This is a genomic window from Pseudomonas sp. GW821-FHT01C01, from assembly GCF_059422645.1.
On the sequence record NZ_JBWKXF010000025.1, the window covers coordinates 10,464 to 29,925 of the forward strand.

Sequence of the window (19,462 nt, forward strand, 5' to 3'; positions counted from 1 at the left end):
AAATTGGTAGACACGCCAGCTTCAGGTGCTGGTGACCTTACGGTCGTGGAAGTTCGAGTCTTCTTCTGGGCACCAATTTCGAGCTTGAGATTAGATCAATTTCAAGGCTCACACAAAAACCCGCGAAAGCGGGTTTTTGCATTTTTGGCCTCTGGTTTATTAATTTTAAAATCAGGGGTTTACAGATCAAAACGCTCTCCGTATAGTGCGCCACATCAACAGCGGCAACGCTGAAGATGATTGCCCAGATGGTGAAATTGGTAGACACGCCAGCTTCAGGTGCTGGTGACCTTACGGTCGTGGAAGTTCGAGTCTTCTTCTGGGCACCAATTCAAATTCAAGGTTACGGCCTTGAATTCACAAAAACCCGCGAAAGCGGGTTTTTGCGTTTCTGGGGCGCAGAAAACACGCCCCCTCCTGTAGGAGCGAGCTTGCTCGCGATGAACGTGCAGGCAATGCATTTCTCCAGGCAATCCTAATCTTCGTTAACGCCCATCGCGAGCAAGCTCGCTCCTACAGTAGCAATGCACGCGCTCTATCAAACACATGCCAACCTCACAAGGCGCATTTGAGAAACAATATCGTTTATCATTGTTGCAAGTTTTTGCAATGCGACAGTGAGGAACCCTGCGAATGATGTATCGAAATACCCTGCGCCGCGGCCTGACCATCACCCTGCTCGGCCTGGCACTCGCCACTCCCCTCACCCAAGCCGCCGATCCGGTTTCCCTGACCCTCTACAACGGCCAGCACAAAGAAGTCGGCGACGCGGTCGCCAAAGCCTTCGAAGCCAAAACCGGCATCCACGTCAATGTGCGCAAAGGCAGCAGCAACCAACTCGCCAGCCAGGTCGTCGAAGAAGGCGATCGCTCCCCCGCCGACGTGATCTACACCGAAGAATCGCCGCCACTGAACAAACTCGGTGAACAAGGCCTGCTGGCCAAGGCTGACGACACAACGCTGGCCGTTCTGCCCAAGGAATACGTCGCCGGCAACGGCACCTGGATCGGCGTGACTGCCCGGGTGCGCGTTGTGGCCTACAACCCCAAACTGGTTGATGAAAAAGACTTGCCGACCTCGGTGATGGAATTCTCCAATCCAAAATGGCAGGGCAAAGTCGGCTTCGTACCCACCAGCGGCGCCTTCCAGGAACAAGCCGTCGCAATCATCAAAGTGCACGGTATGGACGCCGCCGAAGAATGGCTGACCGGGCTACGTGCATTCGGCAAGACCTACAGCAACAACATGGTTGCATTGAAAGCCGTGGAAAATGGCGAAGTCGCCACCGTACTGGTCAACAATTACTACTGGTTCGCCCTGCAGCGTGAAAAAGGCCAACTCGATTCGAAACTGCATTACTTCACCGGCGGCGATGTCGGCGGACTCATCACTGTTTCCAGTGCCGCAGTGCTCAAATCCAGCAAACATCCCAAAGAAGCTCAGCAATTGCTCGCCTACATGGCCAGCGAGGAAGGCCAGCGCGTGATCACCCAGACCACCGCCGAATACCCTCTGCACAAAGGCATGGAATCTGATCGCGGGCTCAAGCCATTACGCGAATTGCAGGCGCCGAACGTGACGCCAGCCGATCTGGGCAATGCCGAGGAAGCCCTGGACCTGGAACGTGACGTTGGCTTGAATTGATGAGTACTTCGTTATCCGCCACCAGCCCGCACGGCACGAACGCGCCACGTCGCAAACGGCCGCCGGTGGGGCTGGTGTTGCCGGTGTTGCTGCTGGTCGTACTCAGCTTCCTGCCGCTGGCCTATGTCGGGCTCAAAGCCTGGCAAGCAGGCTGGGCAGAAGCCTTGCATCTGATTTGGCGGCCCTATGTGTTTGGCCTGCTGCGCAACACCCTTGCACTGATGCTCGGCGTAACCGTCGCCTGCGGCGTGATCGGCTTGTCCCTGGCGTGGCTGCTGGAACGCAGCAATCTACCGGGACGGCGGCTTTGGGGCGTGATCCTGTGCCTGCCGTTCGCCGTGCCTGCGTTTGTCAGCAGCTTCACCTGGGTTTCACTGAGCGCCCACTTTGAAGGACTCGGCGGGGCGATCCTGGTGATGAGCCTGTCCAAATACCCGCTGATTTTTCTGCCCGTGGCGGCGACCCTGAGCAATCTCGACCCGTCCCTGGAAGAGTCGGCCCGCACGCTGGGGCAGAATCGCTGGGGCGTGTTTTTCCGCGTCACCCTGCCATTGCTCTGGCCTTCACTGCTGGCGGGTTCATTGCTGATTGCGCTGCACATGCTGGTGGAGTTCGGCGCTTTGTCGATCATTGGCCTGCAAACCTTCACCACGGCGATCTATCAGCAGTTCGAGCTGGCGTTCAGTAACGCCAACGCAGCCATGCTTTCAGCGGTACTGCTGGCGCTGTGCCTGATGTTGCTGTGGCTGGAGTTGCGCGTACGCGGCAAAGGCCGACATGTGCGCACCGGCCAAGGCGCGGCGCGCAATGCCGAGCAGGTTCAACTGGGACCGTGGGCATTGGCGGGACAGCTTTACTGCCTGCTGCTGGCAATCATCGGTAGCGGGATTCCGCTCGGCATGCTGGCCTACTGGCTGGCAGTGGGATCATCGGCCGCCTTTCCCGTGGCGGCAATCGGCGAGGCACTGCTGTCATCCCTCGCACTGTCGCTGGGTGGCGCTACGCTGTGCCTGGTCCTGGCGGTGCCGGTCGGACTGCTGGTCGTACGCTACAAAGGTCAACTGGCGATCTGGGCCGAGCGGTTGCCGTATCTGCTGCACGCCCTGCCGGGGCTGGTCATTGCCCTGACCCTGGTGTACTTCGCCCTGCACTACGTGCCGATGCTTTACCAGACGTCCGCGTTGCTGCTGATCGCCTATGCCCTGCTGTTTCTGCCATTGGCCCAAGCGCCGATCCGCACCGCCCTGAACAAGGCGGCGCCGCAACTTGAGGAGGCGGCTCGCACACTGGGCGCATCTTCATTCAGTGCTTTCTGCCGAGTGACACTGCCGATTATTTTCCCGGCGCTGGGCGCAGCTTTTGCGCTGGTGTTCCTGGATGCAATGAAGGAACTGACGGCAACCTTGCTGTTGAGCCCCACCGGGCTGAACACCCTGGCAACGGAAGTCTGGGCGCATACCGCGAATGTTGAATTTGCGGCGGCGGCGCCTTATGCGGCGTTGTTGATATTGGTGTCGGGGTTGCCGGTCTATCTGCTGACGACCCGGATGTATCTGAGCCGTTGAGACCGTATTCGCGAGCAAGCCCGCTCCCACACTAGATCTGCTGTGAACTCACTATTTGTGAACACCAGAGATTAAATGTGGGAGCGGGCTTGCTCGCGAAGGCGTCGGTCCAGGCAACCCGTCAAGCCCGGAACTGCCCCAGGCTCGCCTTCAACTGCGCCGCGAGGCCGTCCAGTACCTTGCCACTGGCCGTGGTCTCCACGACGGCTTGCGCCGCCTTCTCGGCCTGGGCATGAATGGTCTGGACCCTGCCTCGCACCGCCTGCGCGCCCTGAGCCTGATGCGCCGCGGCCTGGGTGGCCAGACCGATTGCCGCATGTACCTGTTCGACGGATGCCTGCACCGACTGCTGCAACCGCGCACTGTCACGCAGCACCAGCAAACCCTCACTGGCCTGGCGCCCGGCCTGACCAATCGCCGCCACCGCCTCACGCGCACCTTGCTGCAACGCCACGATATGCGCCTGAATATCGCCAGTGGAGCTCTGCGTCTTGCTCGCCAGCGCCCGCACCTCATCGGCCACCACCGCAAACCCGCGCCCGGTCTCGCCGGCACGCGCCGCTTCGATAGCCGCGTTCAGCGCCAGCAGGTTGGTCTGCTCGGCGATCCCATGAATCACCGTCAGCACCACCTCAATCTGCTCACTTTGCTGTGCCAGGCGCTCGATCACTTGCGCGCCGGTGTTGACCTGACCCGCCAACTCCTCGATCAGGCTGCCGACTTTCGCCGAGGTCCGGGTGTTTTCATCGGTGGCCTGGCGAATGTCCACGACTTGCTTGAGTGCCGCCTGCATGGCGTGGCTTTCCGACTGCGCCTCATCAGCCATTTGCGACAGCGCACGCAAACTCTCCGCCACCTCGTCGCGCTGCATCCCCGCCGCCGCATCCGCCCCGGCATTGCGTAAGGTCATGGCGCCAATTTCCACACCGGTACGCTGGGCCACATCGCCCGCCTCGCGCACGATCGGCTGCAACTTATCCACAAAGCGATTGACCGCCGAGGCCATGTCGCCGATCTCATCCTTGCTGCTGATCTGCACACGCTTGGTCAGATCGCCCTCGCCCGCTGCCAGGTCATCCATGGCAACGATCAGCATTTTCAGGCGATTGACCACCCGGCGACCGAGCACCACCGCCAACAACAGCAGGACACCGAAACCCACCACCGCCAGACACACACCGATGCGCCAGCGCAAGGTTGCCGCGGCTTCCTGCACGGTACCGGTGGTGTTGGCTTTCATTTCCGCCGCCGTGGACTGCGCTGACTGCAGGCGCGAGCGCATGGCCGCTGCGCTGTCAGCCGCCGCGCCTTTCAGGCTGTCGCCCACCAGTTGATCGCTGCTGGCGATCAAGGCCGAGAAGCGCTTGTCCAGGGCCGCGAGATCGGTCTCCACCGACGCGGTCGAGACCCCCATCAGAACCTTGCCGATTTCCACGCCATTGGGGTTGATCGAGGCCTCGACGTAGAACACCGAAGGATCGTTCTTCGCTGCATCCAGCACCTTGTCGAGCGCCCGCTCGCCCTGGCCTTTTTCCAGCAATGCCTTGTTGATCGGGTTTTCCCGGTTGAGGTAGCGCGTCAGGTGCTGGCCGGTAGCGTCGTCATACACCACGAACAGCACATTGGGATTGCGCTGGGCCCGGCGGGCGAACTCGGAAAGTGTCGGAACGTCGTTGTCCCACATGGCGCGGGGTGCGACCGAAGCCAGAAGCTGCGCCATGTCGCTGGCGGAGTCCTTCAGGTCCTTTTCCAGGGTCGAACGCAATTGCGCCTGCTCTTCCTCCAGGCGCGAGGACAAACCGGCCGTGAGGCGCTGACGGGTGCTGGTAGAGAGACTATCCAGACTGGACGTGACTTCACGACCGGCCTGCTCAAGCTCGGCGGAAAGTTTTTGACTGTCCGCGCCCAGGCGCATGCCCAGATCGGCTTCCAGCGCGGTCACCGTGCTCCGGGTCAGAGCAACAGCCACCAGCACCTGCACCAAAAGGGCGATACCAAGGGTAACGAACACGGGCCGCAACAAACGGCTTTGTAACAATGAGAGAACGGCCGACATCTGAAATCCCTCTGCTTTGGCGCCATTAAATTGATAGCACGCCGGAAGCAATGCTTTTTTTAATGTTCGCAGCAAAGGTCATGCCGTCCAGCAGGCATAAACGACAAAGGGCCCAATTAAGGGCCCTTTGTTTTTTACATCAACGACTTATCAAGCAAACGGATGACGCAGAACGATGGTTTCGTTGCGATCCGGGCCCGTCGAAATAATGTCGATCGGCGCGCCGACCAGCTCTTCGACACGCTTGATGTAGTTGCGCGCAGCCTGCGGCAGTTCTTCCAGGGTCTTGGCGCCCAGGGTCGACTCGCTCCAGCCCGGCATTTCTTCGTACACCGGCTCCAGGCCGATGTAGCTGTCGGCGTCGGTCGGGGCGTCGATCACTGCACCGTCAGCGTTTTTGTAGCCAACGCAGATGTTGATGGTTTCCAGGCCGTCCAGTACGTCCAGCTTGGTCAGGCACAGGCCCGAGATGCTGTTGACGTCGATGGCGCGACGCAGGATGACGGCATCGAACCAGCCGCAACGACGGGCACGGCCGGTGGTTGCACCGAACTCGTGGCCACGCTTGGCCAGGAACGCACCCACATCGTCGAACAGCTCAGTCGGGAACGGACCAGAACCCACACGGGTGGTGTAGGCCTTGGTGATGCCGAGGATGTAATCCAGGAACATCGGACCCACGCCCGAACCGGTCGCGATACCGCCAGCGGTGGTGTTGGAGCTGGTGACGTACGGGTAGGTACCGTGGTCGATGTCCAGCAGGGAGCCCTGGGCGCCTTCGAACATGATGTCTTTGCCGGCGCGACGCAGGTTATGCAGCTCGGCGGTGACGTCCAGCATCATCGGCTTGAGCAGCTCGGCGTACTCCATGCACTCGTCCAGAGTCTTCTGGAAGTCGATGGCCGGCTCTTTGTAGTAATTGACCAGTACGAAGTTGTGGTAATCCAGCAACTCGCCCAGCTTGGCGGCGAAACGCTCGCGGTGGAACAGATCGCCGATGCGCAGGCCACGACGTGCAACCTTGTCTTCGTATGCCGGGCCGATGCCGCGACCGGTGGTGCCGATCTTCAGCTCGCCACGGGCCTTTTCACGGGCCTGGTCCAGCGCTACGTGGTAGGACAGGATCAGCGGGCAGGAAGGGCTGATACGCAGGCGCTCGCGCACTGGTACGCCTTTCTCTTCCAGCTTGACGATTTCCCGCATCAGGGCGTCAGGTGCAACCACCACGCCGTTGCCGATCAGGCACTGCACACCTTCGCGCAGCACGCCCGACGGGATCAGGTGCAAGACGGTCTTCTCACCGTCGATCACCAGGGTGTGGCCAGCGTTGTGGCCACCTTGGTAACGCACTACGGCGGCAGCATGTTCGGTCAGCAGATCAACGATCTTGCCTTTGCCCTCATCACCCCACTGGGTGCCCAGGACTACGACATTCTTACCCATAACACTTGTCCTCATTCGCGCAAACTTGGTGCCGGCGGCAGCCGGCGGGAAAACTCAAGAAGCCAGTGGCGATACTTGCCAAAGCCCGTTCTGCTGAATCAATTGCCGGTCGCAGTCCGCTTCACGGGCGGCGGCCAAAGGTTGTCCAGGCAAGGCCTGAACGACACGCTGACCCTCACTGCGCAACTGGCAAACCTGCTGCCAGAGTGCCGCATCCGTACTGTCAGGCATCCAGATACCGCCAGACGGTAGCTCGATCTCAGCACGCCCCAGGGTCACCAGGGTTTTCAAATCGGTGGAGAAGCCGGTTGCCGGACGCGCGCGACCGAAGTCGGCGCCGATATCGTCGTAACGACCGCCCTGGGCAATCGACTGGCCAACACCCGGCACGAACACGGCGAACACTACACCCGTGTGGTAGTGGTAACCACGCAGCTCGCCCAGGTCGAAATACAACGGAAGCTCAGGGAAACGCACGGACAGCCGCTCGGCAATCGCCAGCAAGTCGTCCAGCGCCGCCGTCACCTGTGCCGGTGCCTTGGCCAGACGCTCGCGGGCCGCAGCCAGCACTTCACGGCCGCCACACAGATCGACCAACGCGCGCAGCATGCCCGACAGATCGGCAGGCAAGCCCTCGGTCAAGGTAATGACCTCATCGATGGCCTTGCGTTGCAATGCGTCGAACAACTGCTGCTCGACTTCACCGGACAAACCGGCGGCGCGGGCCAGGCCACGATAGATGCCGACATGACCGAGGTCCATGTGCACATCCGGCACGTCGGCCAGTTGCAGCATGGCCAGCATCAGGCTGATGACTTCGACGTCGCTGCTCGGGCTGCCATCGCCGTACAACTCGGCACCCAATTGGATCGGGCTACGCGAGGACGACAAGGCGCGAGGCTGAGCATGCAGCACGCTACCGGCATAACACAGACGGCTCGGACCTTCGCGACGCAGGGTGTGCGCATCGATGCGCGCCACTTGCGGCGTGATGTCGGCACGGAAACCCATCTGCCGGCCCGATTGCGGGTCGATGACCTTGAAGGTGCGCAAATCCAGGTCCTGGCCTGCGCCGGTCAGCAGGGATTCCAGGTACTCGATATGGGGAGTCACGACAAACTCGTAACCCCAGCTCTGGAACAGATCCAACACCTGACGACGCGCGACTTCAATACGCGCCGCTTCAGGTGGCAGTACTTCTTCGATGCCATCTGGCAGAAGCCAGCGGTCTACCGTTGCCATTACGCCTTCCCCTTTATCCGGGCGGCCAGCCCTCGGCCGAGCCTTGAGTGAAGCAGAAAATGATTGCTTCGCGCATGAGCAACGAAGCGAAAAGCCTCTTACCGGCTTCGCTAACCACTTTCCTCGAAAAACTGTCGAGCCAATCGGCCCGGCGCCTGCTTAAAAACAGCAATCAAACGTGCAGACGCAAAAAAGCCGGGAATTTCCCGGCTGCCGCATCATACACACGTTTTCCCAAAGGATCACCCCGCCAGAGGTTTTAGCCGCCCGGCGGGAGGATTCAGGTCAACGTCGTATCAAGGCTTGGCTTTTTCCAGGTAGTGGAAGAAGTCGCTGCTTGGGTCGAGGACCATGACGTCGGATTTGTTCGCGAAGCTTTCACGGTAGGCGCGAAGACTACGGTAGAACGCGTAGAACTCCTGATCCTGACCGTAGGCCTTGGAGTAGATCGCAGCGGCCTGGGCATCGCCGTCACCGCGAACCTCTTCGGATTCACGATAGGCTTCAGCCAGCAGCACGCGGCGTTGACGATCGGCGTCGGCACGGATGCCTTCGGCCAGCTCGTTACCCTTGGCGCGGTGCTCGCGAGCTTCACGCTCACGCTCGGTGCTCATACGCTCGAACACACTGCGGTTCACTTCTTTCGGCAGGTCGATGGTCTTGACCCGAACATCGACAACTTCGATGCCCAGTTCCTTTTCAGCCATCTTGTTCAACGAAGAAGTAATATCCGCCATCAGCGCATCACGCTCACCGGAGACCACTTCGTGCAAGGTGCGCTTACCGAACTGGTCACGCAGGCCCGACTCCAGACGTCGGGACAGACGCTCGTCGGCGATCTGCTTGAGGCCGGAAGTCGCGGTGTAGAAACGCTCTGCGTCCTTCACGCGCCACTTGGCGAAGGCATCGACCATCACGGCTTTCTTTTCCAGCGTCAGGAAGCGTTGCGTCGGTGCATCCAGCGTCATCAGGCGTGCGTCGAATTTACGCACCTGGTTAACGTAAGGCACTTTCACATGCAGACCCGGCTGGACATCGGCCTGAACCACGCGACCGAACTGCAGCAACACCGCACGCTCGGTCTGAGCCACGATGTAGAAGCAGTTCCAGGCAGCGATCGCCACGACGACGCCGACAATAAGGGCGATCAGCGATTTATTGCTCATCAGCGACTCTCCCTGGTACGTGCTTGCTGTTGCTGCAGATCTGCTGCCGCACGCGCATTCGCTTCATTGCTGTTGGCTGTGGCGCTGGTCACCGGAGTGCTCGTGTTGCGACCACTTTCGACCATTTTGTCCAGCGGCAGGTACAACAGGTTGCTCTGGCCGTTCTTGTTGCCGGTCACGAGAACCTTGCTGGTGTTGCTGAAGACTTCCTGCATGGTGTCCAGGTACAGACGCTGGCGAGTGACTTCAGGGGCCTTGCGGTACTCGGCGACCAGTTTGGTGAAGCGATCGGCCTCACCTTTGGCGCGCGAGACGGTTTCGTCACGGTAACCATTGGCATCCTCGAGAATGCGCTGGGCCTGACCACGAGCTTCCGGCACGACGCCGTTGGCATAGGTTTCGGCCTGGTTGCGCGAACGCTGCTCGTCTTCCCGGGCACGGATCACGTCATCGAAGGCTTCCTGGACTTCACGCGGTGCCGCTGCGCTCTGAACGTTGACCTGAGTAACGGTGATACCGGTGCGGTAGGTGTCCATGAAGCGTTGCAGGCGCTCCTTGATTTCGCTGGCCATCAATTCACGACCTTCGGTCAGCACCTGGTCCATCGCGGTGGAACCCACCACATGGCGCAAGGCACTGTCGGTCGCGTGCTGCAGGCTGATTTCCGGCTGGTCGACGCTCAGCACGAAGTCCTGCAGGTTGCTGATCTTGTACTGCACGGTCAGCGGCACTTCGACGATGTTCTCGTCTTCAGTCAGCATCTGGCCCTGCTTGGTGTAGGCACGCTCACGCGTGACGTTTTCCAGGTACTTCCTGTCGATCGGCGGGAAGTAGATATTCAGGCCCGGACCCACGGTTTCGTAGTACTTGCCGAAGCGCAGCACCACGGCCTGCTCCTGCTCGTCGACGACATAAACCGCGCTGTACAGCCATACGGCGGCCAGCACGACCAGCCCGATGCCGAGCAGGCTGCCAAAGCCGCCACTCTTGCCCGGACCACCACCGCCGTCGTCACCACCACGTTTCTTTCCACCACCGAACAAACCGTTCAGGCTTTCCTGCAGCTTTCGGAAGGCCTCGTCGAGATCCGGTGGTCCCTTGCGGTCGCCGTTGTTACGACGCTTGCCACCCCAAGGATCCTGATTATTCGAGTTGCCACCCGGCTCATTCCAAGCCATAGCGCTCTCCATCTGATAAAGCAAAGACGCACCCACGGCGCGCCGACCAATGCTACAGAATGCCTGTCACCACGACACAACCGCTTTCTCAGGCTTTTATTGCAAAGTGTGTTGCTCGATGAATTCCATCGGTTGCAAACCTTCGCGGCTCACCAGCCGATTCAATTCGGCTCGTGGCAAACGAACGGCCAGTAAACTGATGCCTTCGTCATCGTGTTCTTCTTTCTGTACTGCACCGAGTTCGAAAAACTGCGCACGCAGTCGAGCAAATCGATTCGGCAAGCGCAAGGTCCCGACAAACAACTCATCGCCAAGCAGTTCGGCCACAGCCTGCTTGAGCAGGTCCAGGCCTGTACCATCTTTCGCCGAAAGCCAGACCCGCTGCGGTTTGCCATCGGCATCGCGCTGGATCTGCGGCTCCACGCCCTCGAGCAAATCGAGTTTGTTATAGACCTCCAGGATCGGCAAGTCTTGAGCCCCGATCTCTCCGAGCACCACCATGACCTGTTCAATCTGGGCCATGCGCTCGGGTTCATGAGAGTCGATCACGTGCAGCAACAGGTCGGAGTTGCTCGACTCTTCGAGCGTAGCCCGAAAAGCCTCGACCAGCTTGTGCGGCAAGTGGCGAATGAAGCCCACGGTGTCAGCCAGCACGATCGGGCCGAGGTCATCGAGTTCGAGTCGGCGCAAGGTCGGGTCGAGGGTGGCGAACAACTGGTCAGCCGCGAAGACATCGGAATCGGTTACCGAGTTGAACAGCGTCGATTTGCCGGCGTTGGTATAACCCACCAGCGAAACCGTCGGAATGTCCGCTCGTTTGCGGCCACGGCGCGATTGCTCACGCTGGCTGCGGACCTTTTCCAGGCGTCCCTTGATCTGTCGCAGGCGAACCCGCAACAGGCGCCGGTCGGTTTCCAGCTGGGTTTCACCCGGACCGCGCAGGCCGATACCGCCTTTCTGCCGCTCAAGGTGAGTCCAGCCGCGAACCAGCCGCGTACTCATGTGCTCAAGCTGGGCCAGTTCGACCTGGAGCTTGCCTTCATGGGTGCGGGCGCGTTGGGCGAAGATATCGAGAATCAAACCCGTACGGTCGATCACGCGACACTCGAAAATACGTTCGAGGTTACGTTCCTGACTGGGGGTGAGGATGTGATTGAAAATCACCAGATCGACCTGTTCGGCCTGGACCAGGTCGCGCAACTCTTCGACCTTGCCGCTGCTGATCAGGGTTTTGGCGGTTGGCCGATGACGCGGCACGTTGAAAAACGCGACGGTCTCGGCGCCAGCCGAAATTGCCAACTCCTGAAACTCCTGCGGATCTTCGCGCGCCTCAGGGTCCTGACCATCCAAGTGAACGAGAATGGCTCGCTCACCACCACCGTGGCGCTCAAAGAACAAAGGAGACTCCTATCAGGCGTTACCTGGCTCAGCATCACCTGCATCGGATTCGGTTGCGCTAGGCAGACGAATTGGACGAACCGGCACCACTGTAGAGATAGCGTGTTTGTAGACCATCTGGCTAACGGTGTTTTTCAGCAGGATGACGAACTGGTCGAAAGACTCGATCGTGCCTTGCAGTTTGATACCGTTGACCAGGTAGATGGACACCCCAACTTTTTCTTTACGTAAAGTATTCAAGTAAGGGTCTTGTAGCGAATGCCCTTTTGACATGTGCCGCACTCCTTTAAGGATTCAATATAAAAAATAGGTAAACAGATGGCTTTGGCCGTCACACCCCCAAGGATAGACGGCAATTGCAGGGACTCAGCTCAATATGGAGATGGTCCCCAGGTATTTCAAGGCGCGCGGCAGATTGTCGCAATCCAGACTGTCCAGCCAATGCAGATCAGTCCAACTGCGCAGCCAGGTGAACTGGCGTTTCGCCAATTGGCGCGTGGCAATGATTCCACGCTCCTGCATCTCGGCTGACGTCAGCTTGCCATCCAGGTAGTCCCAGACTTGGCGGTAGCCTACTGCACGTATAGACGGCAACCCGGTATGCAGGTCACCTCTTTTACGCAGGGCTACGACCTCGTCAATGAATCCCTGTTCCAACATTAAAGTGAATCTTTGTTTAATTCGCTCGTGCAATACCTGGCGATTTGCCGGGGCAATTGCCAAGTTCGCGACAGTATAGGGCAATTGTTGCCGTCCCGAAGCGGCTGCTTCAGTACTTTGCGCAGATTGTTGCAAACGCAGGGCGGTCATGCTTTGACCGCTGACACGATAAACTTCCAGCGCTCGACTCAGGCGCTGGGGATCGTTCGGGTGGATCCGCGCCGCAGACTCCGGATCGATCACTGCCAATTGTTCGTGCAAAGCTTGCCAGCCAAGACGTGCAGCCTCTTCTTCGATTTGCGCACGAACGTCGGGATCGGCCGCCGGCATATCGGCCAGACCTTCAACCAAAGCCTTGTAATAGAGCATGGTGCCACCCACCAGCAGCGGTATTTTTCCGCGGGCAGTGATATCGGCCATGGCTTCCAGGGCGTCACGGCGGAAATCCGCAGCCGAATAGCTCTCGGCCGGGTCGAGAATATCGATCAGACGATGCGGATACTGCGCCAGCAGCTCTTTGGAAGGCTTGGCGGTGCCGATATCCATGCCACGGTAGACCAACGCCGAATCGACGCTGATCAACTCGCAGGGCAGGACTTTGCTGAGCTCGATGGCCAGGTCGGTCTTGCCGGCGGCGGTCGGGCCCATCAGGAAAATCGCAGGTGGGAGCTGGCTCATCAACGACCGCGCAAGAACAGTTTGTCCAGATCGTCCAGCCCCAGTTGGGTCCAGGTCGGTCGGCCATGGTTGCATTGACCGCTGCGCTCGGTGTTTTCCATGTCTCGCAGCAGAGCATTCATTTCCGGCAGGGCCAAACGCCGATTCGCACGAACCGCTCCGTGGCAGGCCATGGTCCCGAGCAACTCGTTCAGATGCGCCTGGATGCGGTCGCTGGTGCCGAATTCCATCAAGTCGGCCAGGACGTCGGCGACCAGCCGGTTGGCCTCGGCCTGCTTGAGCAGTGCCGGAATCTGCCGGATCGCCAGGGTTTCCGGGCCCAGGCGCTGCAATTCAAAACCCAGGCGCTGGAACCAGGCGACATGCTCCTCGGCGCAATCGGCTTCACGCTGGCTGACGGCCAGGGACTCCGGCACCAGCAACGGTTGGCCGCTCAGGCCTTCGCTGGCCATGGCGACTTTCAGGCGCTCGTACATGATCCGCTCGTGGGCGGCGTGCATGTCTACCAACACCAGGCCCTGAGCGTTTTCCGAAAGAATGTAGATGCCCTTGAGTTGTGCCAGCGCATAACCCAGCGGCGGGATGTCGTCCTGCCCGGCCGGTAGCGCGACGGCATTGGCCTCGGGCAGCGGCGCAAAAAACTCGCGATAAGCGGCCTGCGCTTCGGCGACAGGAACACCGGACTGCGGACGCGGCGTGTATTGATACTGATAACCCGCGCCAGCTCCCGAACCCGCCGGCGCATTGAACGACGGCTGAGCCTGAGGCTGCTCCAGCAGCGCATTGGCGGCCAGGCGCATTTCGCCCTGGGGGCCGAACTCACCGGCTTCGAGGCCGGTAGGCCGGACGATGGCCGTGGCAACCGGTGCCGCCAGATGATCGTCCGGTCGCACATCGCCCAAGGCGCGGTGCAAGGTGCCGTAGAGGAAATCGTGGACCATGCGCCCTTCACGGAAGCGCACTTCGTGCTTGGTCGGGTGCACGTTGACGTCGACGCCGGTCGGATCGACCTCGAAAAACAGTACGAAGGTCGGGTGCCGGCCATTGAACAGCACGTCGCGATAGGCCTGGCGTACCGCGTGGGCTACCAGTTTGTCGCGCACCGCACGACCATTGACGAAGAAATACTGCAAATCCGCCTGGCTGCGGTTGAAGGTCGGCAAGCCGACCCAGCCCCACAGGTGCAAGCCGTTGCGCTCGATTTCGATCGGCAGCGCCTGTTCCAGGAAACCCGGCCCACAGATTGCCGCCACGCGCCGGGCACGGGCCGCATCGTCGTGGGCCTCGTGCAGGCTGAGGATGGTTTTGCCGTTGTGGCGCAGATGGAATGCCACATCGAAGCGCGCCAGGGCCAGACGCCTGATCACTTCTTGCAGGTGATCGAATTCGGTTTTTTCGGTCTTGAGAAACTTGCGTCGCGCCGGTGTGTTGAAGAACAGGTCGCGCACTTCAACCGAAGTGCCCACCGGGTGGGCCGCAGGCTGCACGCGGGGCGCCATGTCCCGGCCCTCGGTCTCGACCTGCCAGGCCTGATCGGCGTCACGGGTGCGGGAAGTCAGGGTCAGGCGCGCGACGGAGCTGATCGATGCCAGGGCCTCACCGCGAAAACCCAGGCTCATGACCTGTTCGAGGTCTTCCAGGTTGCGGATCTTGCTGGTGGCGTGACGGGCCAGGGCCAGCGGCAGGTCATCGGCGGAAATGCCGCTGCCATCGTCACGCACCCGCAGCAATTTGACGCCGCCCTGCTCCACATCGACATCGATGCGTCTGGCACCGGAGTCGAGGCTGTTTTCCAGCAACTCCTTGATCACCGAAGCCGGGCGTTCGACCACCTCACCCGCGGCGATCTGGTTCGCCAGTCGCGGGCTGAGCAGCTCGATTCGTGCGCCACTGTTCAGGACCTGATTCATTCTTTGGCCGCCAATTCAGTGCCCGGAATAGTCAGGTGCTGACCGATCTTGAGCTCATCGCTCGACAGGTTGTTGGCGCTGCGCAGGGTGGCTGGCGACACCTGATAACGCACGGCGATCATCGCCAGGGTCTCACCCGGATTGACCCGATGATCACGTGGACCTTGCACAATCTTGCCGGAGTCGCGCAGCCAGGCAATGTAAGTGCCCGGCGGCGGGTTCTGCTGGAAGAACTGGCGTACACCGCTGCTGATTGAACGCGCCAACGCCTGCTGGTGGTTCGATGCCGCGAGTTTCGAGGCTTCATTGGCGTTGGAGATGAACCCGGTTTCGACCAGGATCGACGGAATATCCGGCGACTTCAGCACCATGAACCCGGCCTGTTCGACCCGCTGCTTGTGCAGTGGCGTAACCCGGCCAATGTTGCTCAGCACCTTCTGGCCAACGTTCAGGCTGGACGTCAGAGATGCCGTCATCGACAGGTCGAGCAGCACGCCGGCGAGCATGCGGTCCTTGTCATCGAGGCTGACGTTGCCGGCACCACCGATCAGGTCGGAACGGTTTTCGCTGTCGGCCAGCCAGCGCGCCGTCTCCGAAGTTGCGCCGCGATCGGACAGGGCAAACACCGAGGCACCGAAAGCGGCGGCAGAAGGCGCGGCGTCGGCGTGGATCGAGACGAACAGGTCGGCGCCTTTCTTGCGGGCAATTTCGGTACGGCCGCGCAACGGAATGAAGTAGTCGCCGGTACGGGTCAGTTCGGCGCGGAAGCCTTTCATGCCGTTGATCTGACGTTGCAATTCGCGGGCGATCTGCAATACCACGTCTTTCTCACGCTGACCGCGAGAACCCGATGCACCCGGGTCTTCGCCACCGTGTCCGGCGTCGATCACCACAATGATGTCGCGCTTGCCGGCCGGGGCCGGTGGCAGCTTGATTGCAGGTTCAGCAGGCGTTACCGGCACTGCGGGCACCGTGGCGACCGAGGGTGCAGGCGCCGGAGGTGGAGCGGCATCTGCGGCGTTATCGAACAGATCGACCACCAACCGGTTGCCATACTGGGCGTTCGGCGCCAGGGAGAAGCTTTTTGGCGTCACGGCCTTTTTCAGGTCGATGACCACCCGCAGGTCGGTCGGCGTGCGTTGAGCCGAGCGCATGGCGGTAATCGGGGTGTTCGAGGTGTTGACGTTGAGCGGCGCACCGAGGGTCGCGCCATTGATGTCGATGACCAGGCGATCCGGAGCCGTCAGGGTAAAGACGCTGTGTTGCACCGGGCCGGTCAGGTCAAACACCAGTCGCGTGTTGTCCGGTGCCCGCCACAGACGAACACTGTTGACCTTCGTATCGGCCACAGCGTCGACGGTCACCGCCAGAAACAACACCCCTACGGCAGCAACCAACGCGCGAAAGCGCATACCTAACCCCATCATCTATATGGATTCCAATGCCAAAGCGGCACACCAGGACTCGCCGCGCGAACCCTGGGATAAAATTTTCAGCGAACGTCCGCTGTCTTGCGGGCTAATGGTAATGGTCAGGTCGGGCTTTGGCAAAAAGCCTGCACCTTTCTCGGGCCACTCGATCAGGCACAGGGCATCGTCTTCGAAGTAGTCGCGGATGCCGAGGAATTCCAGCTCTTCCGGGTCGACCAGGCGATACAGGTCGAAATGGAAAGCGCGAATGTCGCCGATCTCGTAGGGTTCAACCAGGGTGAAGGTCGGGCTTTTTACTGCCCCGACATGCCCCAAACCGCGGATGATGCCCCGGGACAACGTGGTTTTACCCATCCCCAGGTTGCCCTCAAGGAAGATCAGGCCATGGCCTTGGGTGATTCGGGCAATGCGTGCGCCAAAGTCGCTCATGGCCTGCTCATCGGCCAGGTACAGGGTTACTTCAGACACGGTGCTTGCTCCTCCAACAACTGACGAATGGCTGGAATCAGATCACTGGCCGCCAGCCCACGGCCGAATTTACCTTGTTGTTCACCGGCATTGGCGTGCAGCCAGACCGCCAGGCAGGCCGCATCGAATGCCTCCATGCCCTGGGCCAGCAGCGCGCCGACCAAACCGGCCAGCACATCGCCCAAACCGGCAGAAGCCATCGCCGGATGCCCTTGATGACACAGCGCCAGACGCCCATCTGGATGGGCGATCAGGCTGCCGGCACCTTTCAGGACGACGACCGTTGTATATTTTTTGCTCAAGGCATGGGCCGCCGCCGGACGGTCTGCCTGAACCTCGGCGGTGCTCATGCCAAGCAACCGTGCAGCTTCCCCCGGATGCGGGGTGATTACGCAGCCCATGGGCAGGCTCACCCGCTCTTCGGCCAGCAGGTTCAACGCATCCGCGTCCCAGACTTGCGGCAGCAGCGCGTTGGCGGCGGCCGACAAAAGACTGCGTCCCCAAGCGGCCTGGCCCAAACCGGGGCCGACGACCAACACGGAAACTTTTTGAAGCAATCCCATCAACTGATTGGCTGACGAAGTACCCAGCACCATTGCCTCGGGCACCCTGGCCAGAGCGGCCGGGACATGTTCGCTGCGGGTCGCCACAGACACCATGCCCGCACCGCTGCGCAGCGCACTTTGCGCGCTCAACAGGATTGCCCCCCCGAAACCACGATCACCGCCGATCAGCAGCACATGACCGAATCTGCCTTTATGGGAGGCCGGAGCCCGGGCCGCCGGACGCGGCAGGTTACCGGCTGTCAGGCGAAGTGCCGTGATTGCAGCGCCCGCAAGCAATTGCGGATCGGCGTGCAAGTCGTTGAACACCAACTCGCCGACCACATCCACTGCATCACCGGTGAACAGCCCCAGCTTCAACCCGATGAACGTCACGGTGAGGTCGGCACACACAGCGCAGCCAAGCACACGACCGGTATCGGCGCACAGCCCTGAAGGGATATCCACCGCCGCAACCGGCAGCCCGCTGGCATTGATCGCTGCGATCGCGCTGGCATACGGCTCACGCACATCGCCACTCAGCCCGGTGCCAAGCAAAGCATCGAGCACGATGCCGCGCAATCCGGATTGTGCGGTCCAGGGCTCGATGAGCACTTTTTCAGACAGCGCTTCGGCATGGGCCAGCGCCGCGTCACCCTGCAAGCACTGCGGATCCCCTACCGCCAGCACCCGCACCGTCCAGCCGGCGCGCCGGGCCAGCGCCGCCACCAGATAACCGTCCCCGGCATTGTTGCCATGACCGGCCAACACGCTCAGTTCGCTCGCCGTCGGCCATTGGCGGACGAGCGCACGCCACGTCGCCCGCGCCGCGCGCTGCATCAATTCGAAGCCCTTTGTTCCGGCCGCAATCAGGCTCGCATCGAGCCCTCGCACTTGCGCGGCACTGTACAGCGCGTCGGGAAATTCATCTTTAGTGTGCGGCATGCGTCTTCGGGCTCCGATGTCTGGCAGAATTATACGCACCTCAGCTCCGGTTTCTCTCGCCTCATGCCCGCTATTACCACAGACCTGCCTGCCCTCGCCCAATCCATCAAGGACTGGGGTCGCGAGCTGGGCTTTCAGCAAGTCGGCATCAGCGGCCTCGACCTGGCCGAGCATGAGCAGCACCTGGAGCGCTGGCTCGAAGCCGGTTATCACGGCGAAATGGACTACATGGGCGCCCACGGGAGCAAACGTTCGCACCCGGAAGAGTTGGTGCCCGGCACATTGCGCGTGGTGTCCCTGCGCATGGATTACCTGTCGGGCGACACGCAAATGGCAAAAATGCTCGCCCAACCGGAAAAAGCCTACGTCTCGCGTTACGCCCTGGGTCGCGATTACCACAAGTTGATCCGCAAACGCGTGCAGCAACTGGCGGAAAAAATCCAGGCCGAGATCGGCCCGTTTGGCTTCCGCGCTTTCGTCGACAGTGCGCCGGTGCTGGAAAAGGCCATTGCCGAACAGGCCGGCCTGGGCTGGATCGGCAAAAACACCCTGGTCCTGAATCGCCAGGCCGGCAGTTATTTCTTCCTCGCCGAGCTGTTCGTCGACTTGCCGCTGCCAGTCGACCCGCCCCACGCCACCGAACATTGCGGCCGCTGCAGCGCCTGCCTCGACATCTGCCCGACCAATGCCTTCGTCGGCCCCTATGTGCTGGATGCCCGGCGTTGCATTTCCTACCTGACCATCGAACTCAAGGGCGCCATTCCCGAAGAATTGCGCCCCCTGATCGGCAACCGGGTGTTCGGTTGCGATGATTGCCAGATCGTCTGCCCGTGGAACCGCTTCGCCCGTCCGTCCGGCGAAAGCGACTTCAAGCCGCGCCACAATCTGGATAATGCCGGGCTGGCGGAACTGTTCATGTGGGATGAAGACAAGTTCTTGAGCAGCACCGAAGGCTCGCCGCTGCGCAGGGCGGGTTATCAGAGTTGGTTGCGCAACCTGGCGGTAGGTTTGGGAAATGCGCCTTCAACGATTCCGGTGCTGGAAGCGTTGAAGGCGCGACAGGACTATCCGTCTGAGTTGGTGCGCGAACACGTTGAATGGGCGCTAAGGCAACACGCCAGTCGCCTGGCCTGAGGC

At 60.8% G+C, this 19,462-nt stretch carries 16 protein-coding genes and 1 tRNA gene; 5 read left to right on the top strand and 12 right to left on the bottom strand.

Annotated elements, in window-relative coordinates:
• The 4 genes from AC07XF_RS16485 to AC07XF_RS16500 all read left to right on the top strand — a co-directional run.
• The coding region (locus tag AC07XF_RS16485; protein ID WP_495027308.1) for a hypothetical protein at window positions 1-234 on the top strand (234 nt) is incomplete at its 5' end.
• An 8-nt stretch (window positions 235-242) separates the two neighbouring features.
• Window positions 243-329 (top strand) — tRNA-Leu (locus AC07XF_RS16490).
• A 304-nt stretch (window positions 330-633) separates the two neighbouring features.
• The gene (locus AC07XF_RS16495; RefSeq protein WP_495027309.1) at window positions 634-1,644 is read left to right on the top strand and encodes an extracellular solute-binding protein; all 1,011 of its coding nucleotides are present in this window, start codon (window positions 634-636) and stop codon (window positions 1,642-1,644) included.
• Complete coding sequence (locus AC07XF_RS16500; protein ID WP_495027310.1) at window positions 1,644-3,209, top strand: ABC transporter permease; 1,566 nt, start codon at window positions 1,644-1,646, stop codon at window positions 3,207-3,209. The genes AC07XF_RS16495 and AC07XF_RS16500 overlap by 1 nt, the downstream gene beginning before the upstream one ends.
• Before the next feature lie 121 nt (window positions 3,210-3,330).
• Here the strand turns inward: AC07XF_RS16500 and AC07XF_RS16505 are convergent, their stop codons facing one another.
• From AC07XF_RS16505 to AC07XF_RS16560, 12 genes are all read right to left on the bottom strand, one after another.
• Window positions 3,331-5,265, bottom strand: a complete 1,935-nt coding sequence (locus AC07XF_RS16505; RefSeq protein ID WP_495027311.1) for a methyl-accepting chemotaxis protein — start codon at window positions 5,263-5,265, stop codon at window positions 3,331-3,333.
• Between the two features lie 150 nt (window positions 5,266-5,415).
• The gene (locus tag AC07XF_RS16510) at window positions 5,416-6,708 is read right to left on the bottom strand and encodes an adenylosuccinate synthase (protein ID WP_007984000.1); all 1,293 of its coding nucleotides are present in this window, start codon (window positions 6,706-6,708) and stop codon (window positions 5,416-5,418) included.
• Window positions 6,709-6,762: 54 nt separating this feature from the next.
• Complete coding sequence (locus AC07XF_RS16515; RefSeq protein ID WP_007983998.1) at window positions 6,763-7,950, bottom strand: ATP phosphoribosyltransferase regulatory subunit; 1,188 nt, start codon at window positions 7,948-7,950, stop codon at window positions 6,763-6,765.
• 296 nt (window positions 7,951-8,246) lie between these two features.
• Window positions 8,247-9,116 (bottom strand): protease modulator HflC, encoded by an 870-nt coding sequence (gene hflC, locus AC07XF_RS16520; RefSeq protein ID WP_204933348.1) that lies wholly within the window; start codon window positions 9,114-9,116, stop codon window positions 8,247-8,249.
• Entirely contained in the window at window positions 9,116-10,294 is a 1,179-nt protein-coding gene (hflK, locus tag AC07XF_RS16525; protein WP_495027312.1) for an FtsH protease activity modulator HflK, read from the bottom strand. Before hflK ends, hflC begins: the two co-directional genes overlap by 1 nt.
• Before the next feature lie 96 nt (window positions 10,295-10,390).
• Complete coding sequence (hflX, locus tag AC07XF_RS16530) at window positions 10,391-11,692, bottom strand: ribosome rescue GTPase HflX (RefSeq protein ID WP_057712241.1); 1,302 nt, start codon at window positions 11,690-11,692, stop codon at window positions 10,391-10,393.
• A gap of 12 nt (window positions 11,693-11,704) precedes the next feature.
• Entirely contained in the window at window positions 11,705-11,965 is a 261-nt protein-coding gene (hfq, locus tag AC07XF_RS16535; protein ID WP_003221112.1) for an RNA chaperone Hfq, read from the bottom strand.
• A gap of 93 nt (window positions 11,966-12,058) precedes the next feature.
• A complete protein-coding gene (gene miaA / locus AC07XF_RS16540; RefSeq protein ID WP_495027313.1) occupies window positions 12,059-13,030 on the bottom strand; it encodes a tRNA (adenosine(37)-N6)-dimethylallyltransferase MiaA in 972 nt (323 codons plus the stop codon).
• Entirely contained in the window at window positions 13,030-14,940 is a 1,911-nt protein-coding gene (gene mutL / locus AC07XF_RS16545; RefSeq protein ID WP_495027314.1) for a DNA mismatch repair endonuclease MutL, read from the bottom strand. The genes miaA and mutL overlap by 1 nt, the downstream gene beginning before the upstream one ends.
• Window positions 14,937-16,367 carry an N-acetylmuramoyl-L-alanine amidase gene (locus AC07XF_RS16550; RefSeq protein ID WP_495027315.1) on the bottom strand — a complete coding sequence of 477 codons (1,431 nt, stop codon included), beginning with the start codon at window positions 16,365-16,367 and terminating at the stop codon, window positions 14,937-14,939. Before AC07XF_RS16550 ends, mutL begins: the two co-directional genes overlap by 4 nt.
• Window positions 16,368-16,838, bottom strand: coding sequence for a tRNA (adenosine(37)-N6)-threonylcarbamoyltransferase complex ATPase subunit type 1 TsaE (gene tsaE / locus AC07XF_RS16555; RefSeq protein ID WP_007983985.1), 471 nt, complete (start codon window positions 16,836-16,838; stop codon window positions 16,368-16,370).
• Window positions 16,826-18,325: an NAD(P)H-hydrate dehydratase gene (locus AC07XF_RS16560; RefSeq protein WP_495027316.1), complete on the bottom strand. Its 1,500-nt coding sequence runs from the start codon at window positions 18,323-18,325 to the stop codon at window positions 16,826-16,828. The genes tsaE and AC07XF_RS16560 overlap by 13 nt, the downstream gene beginning before the upstream one ends.
• A 63-nt stretch (window positions 18,326-18,388) precedes the next feature.
• On the opposite strand from AC07XF_RS16560, the gene queG reads away from it, so the two are divergent.
• Window positions 18,389-19,459, top strand: coding sequence for a tRNA epoxyqueuosine(34) reductase QueG (gene queG / locus AC07XF_RS16565; protein WP_495027317.1), 1,071 nt, complete (start codon window positions 18,389-18,391; stop codon window positions 19,457-19,459).
• Window positions 19,460-19,462: the final 3 nt, after the last annotated feature.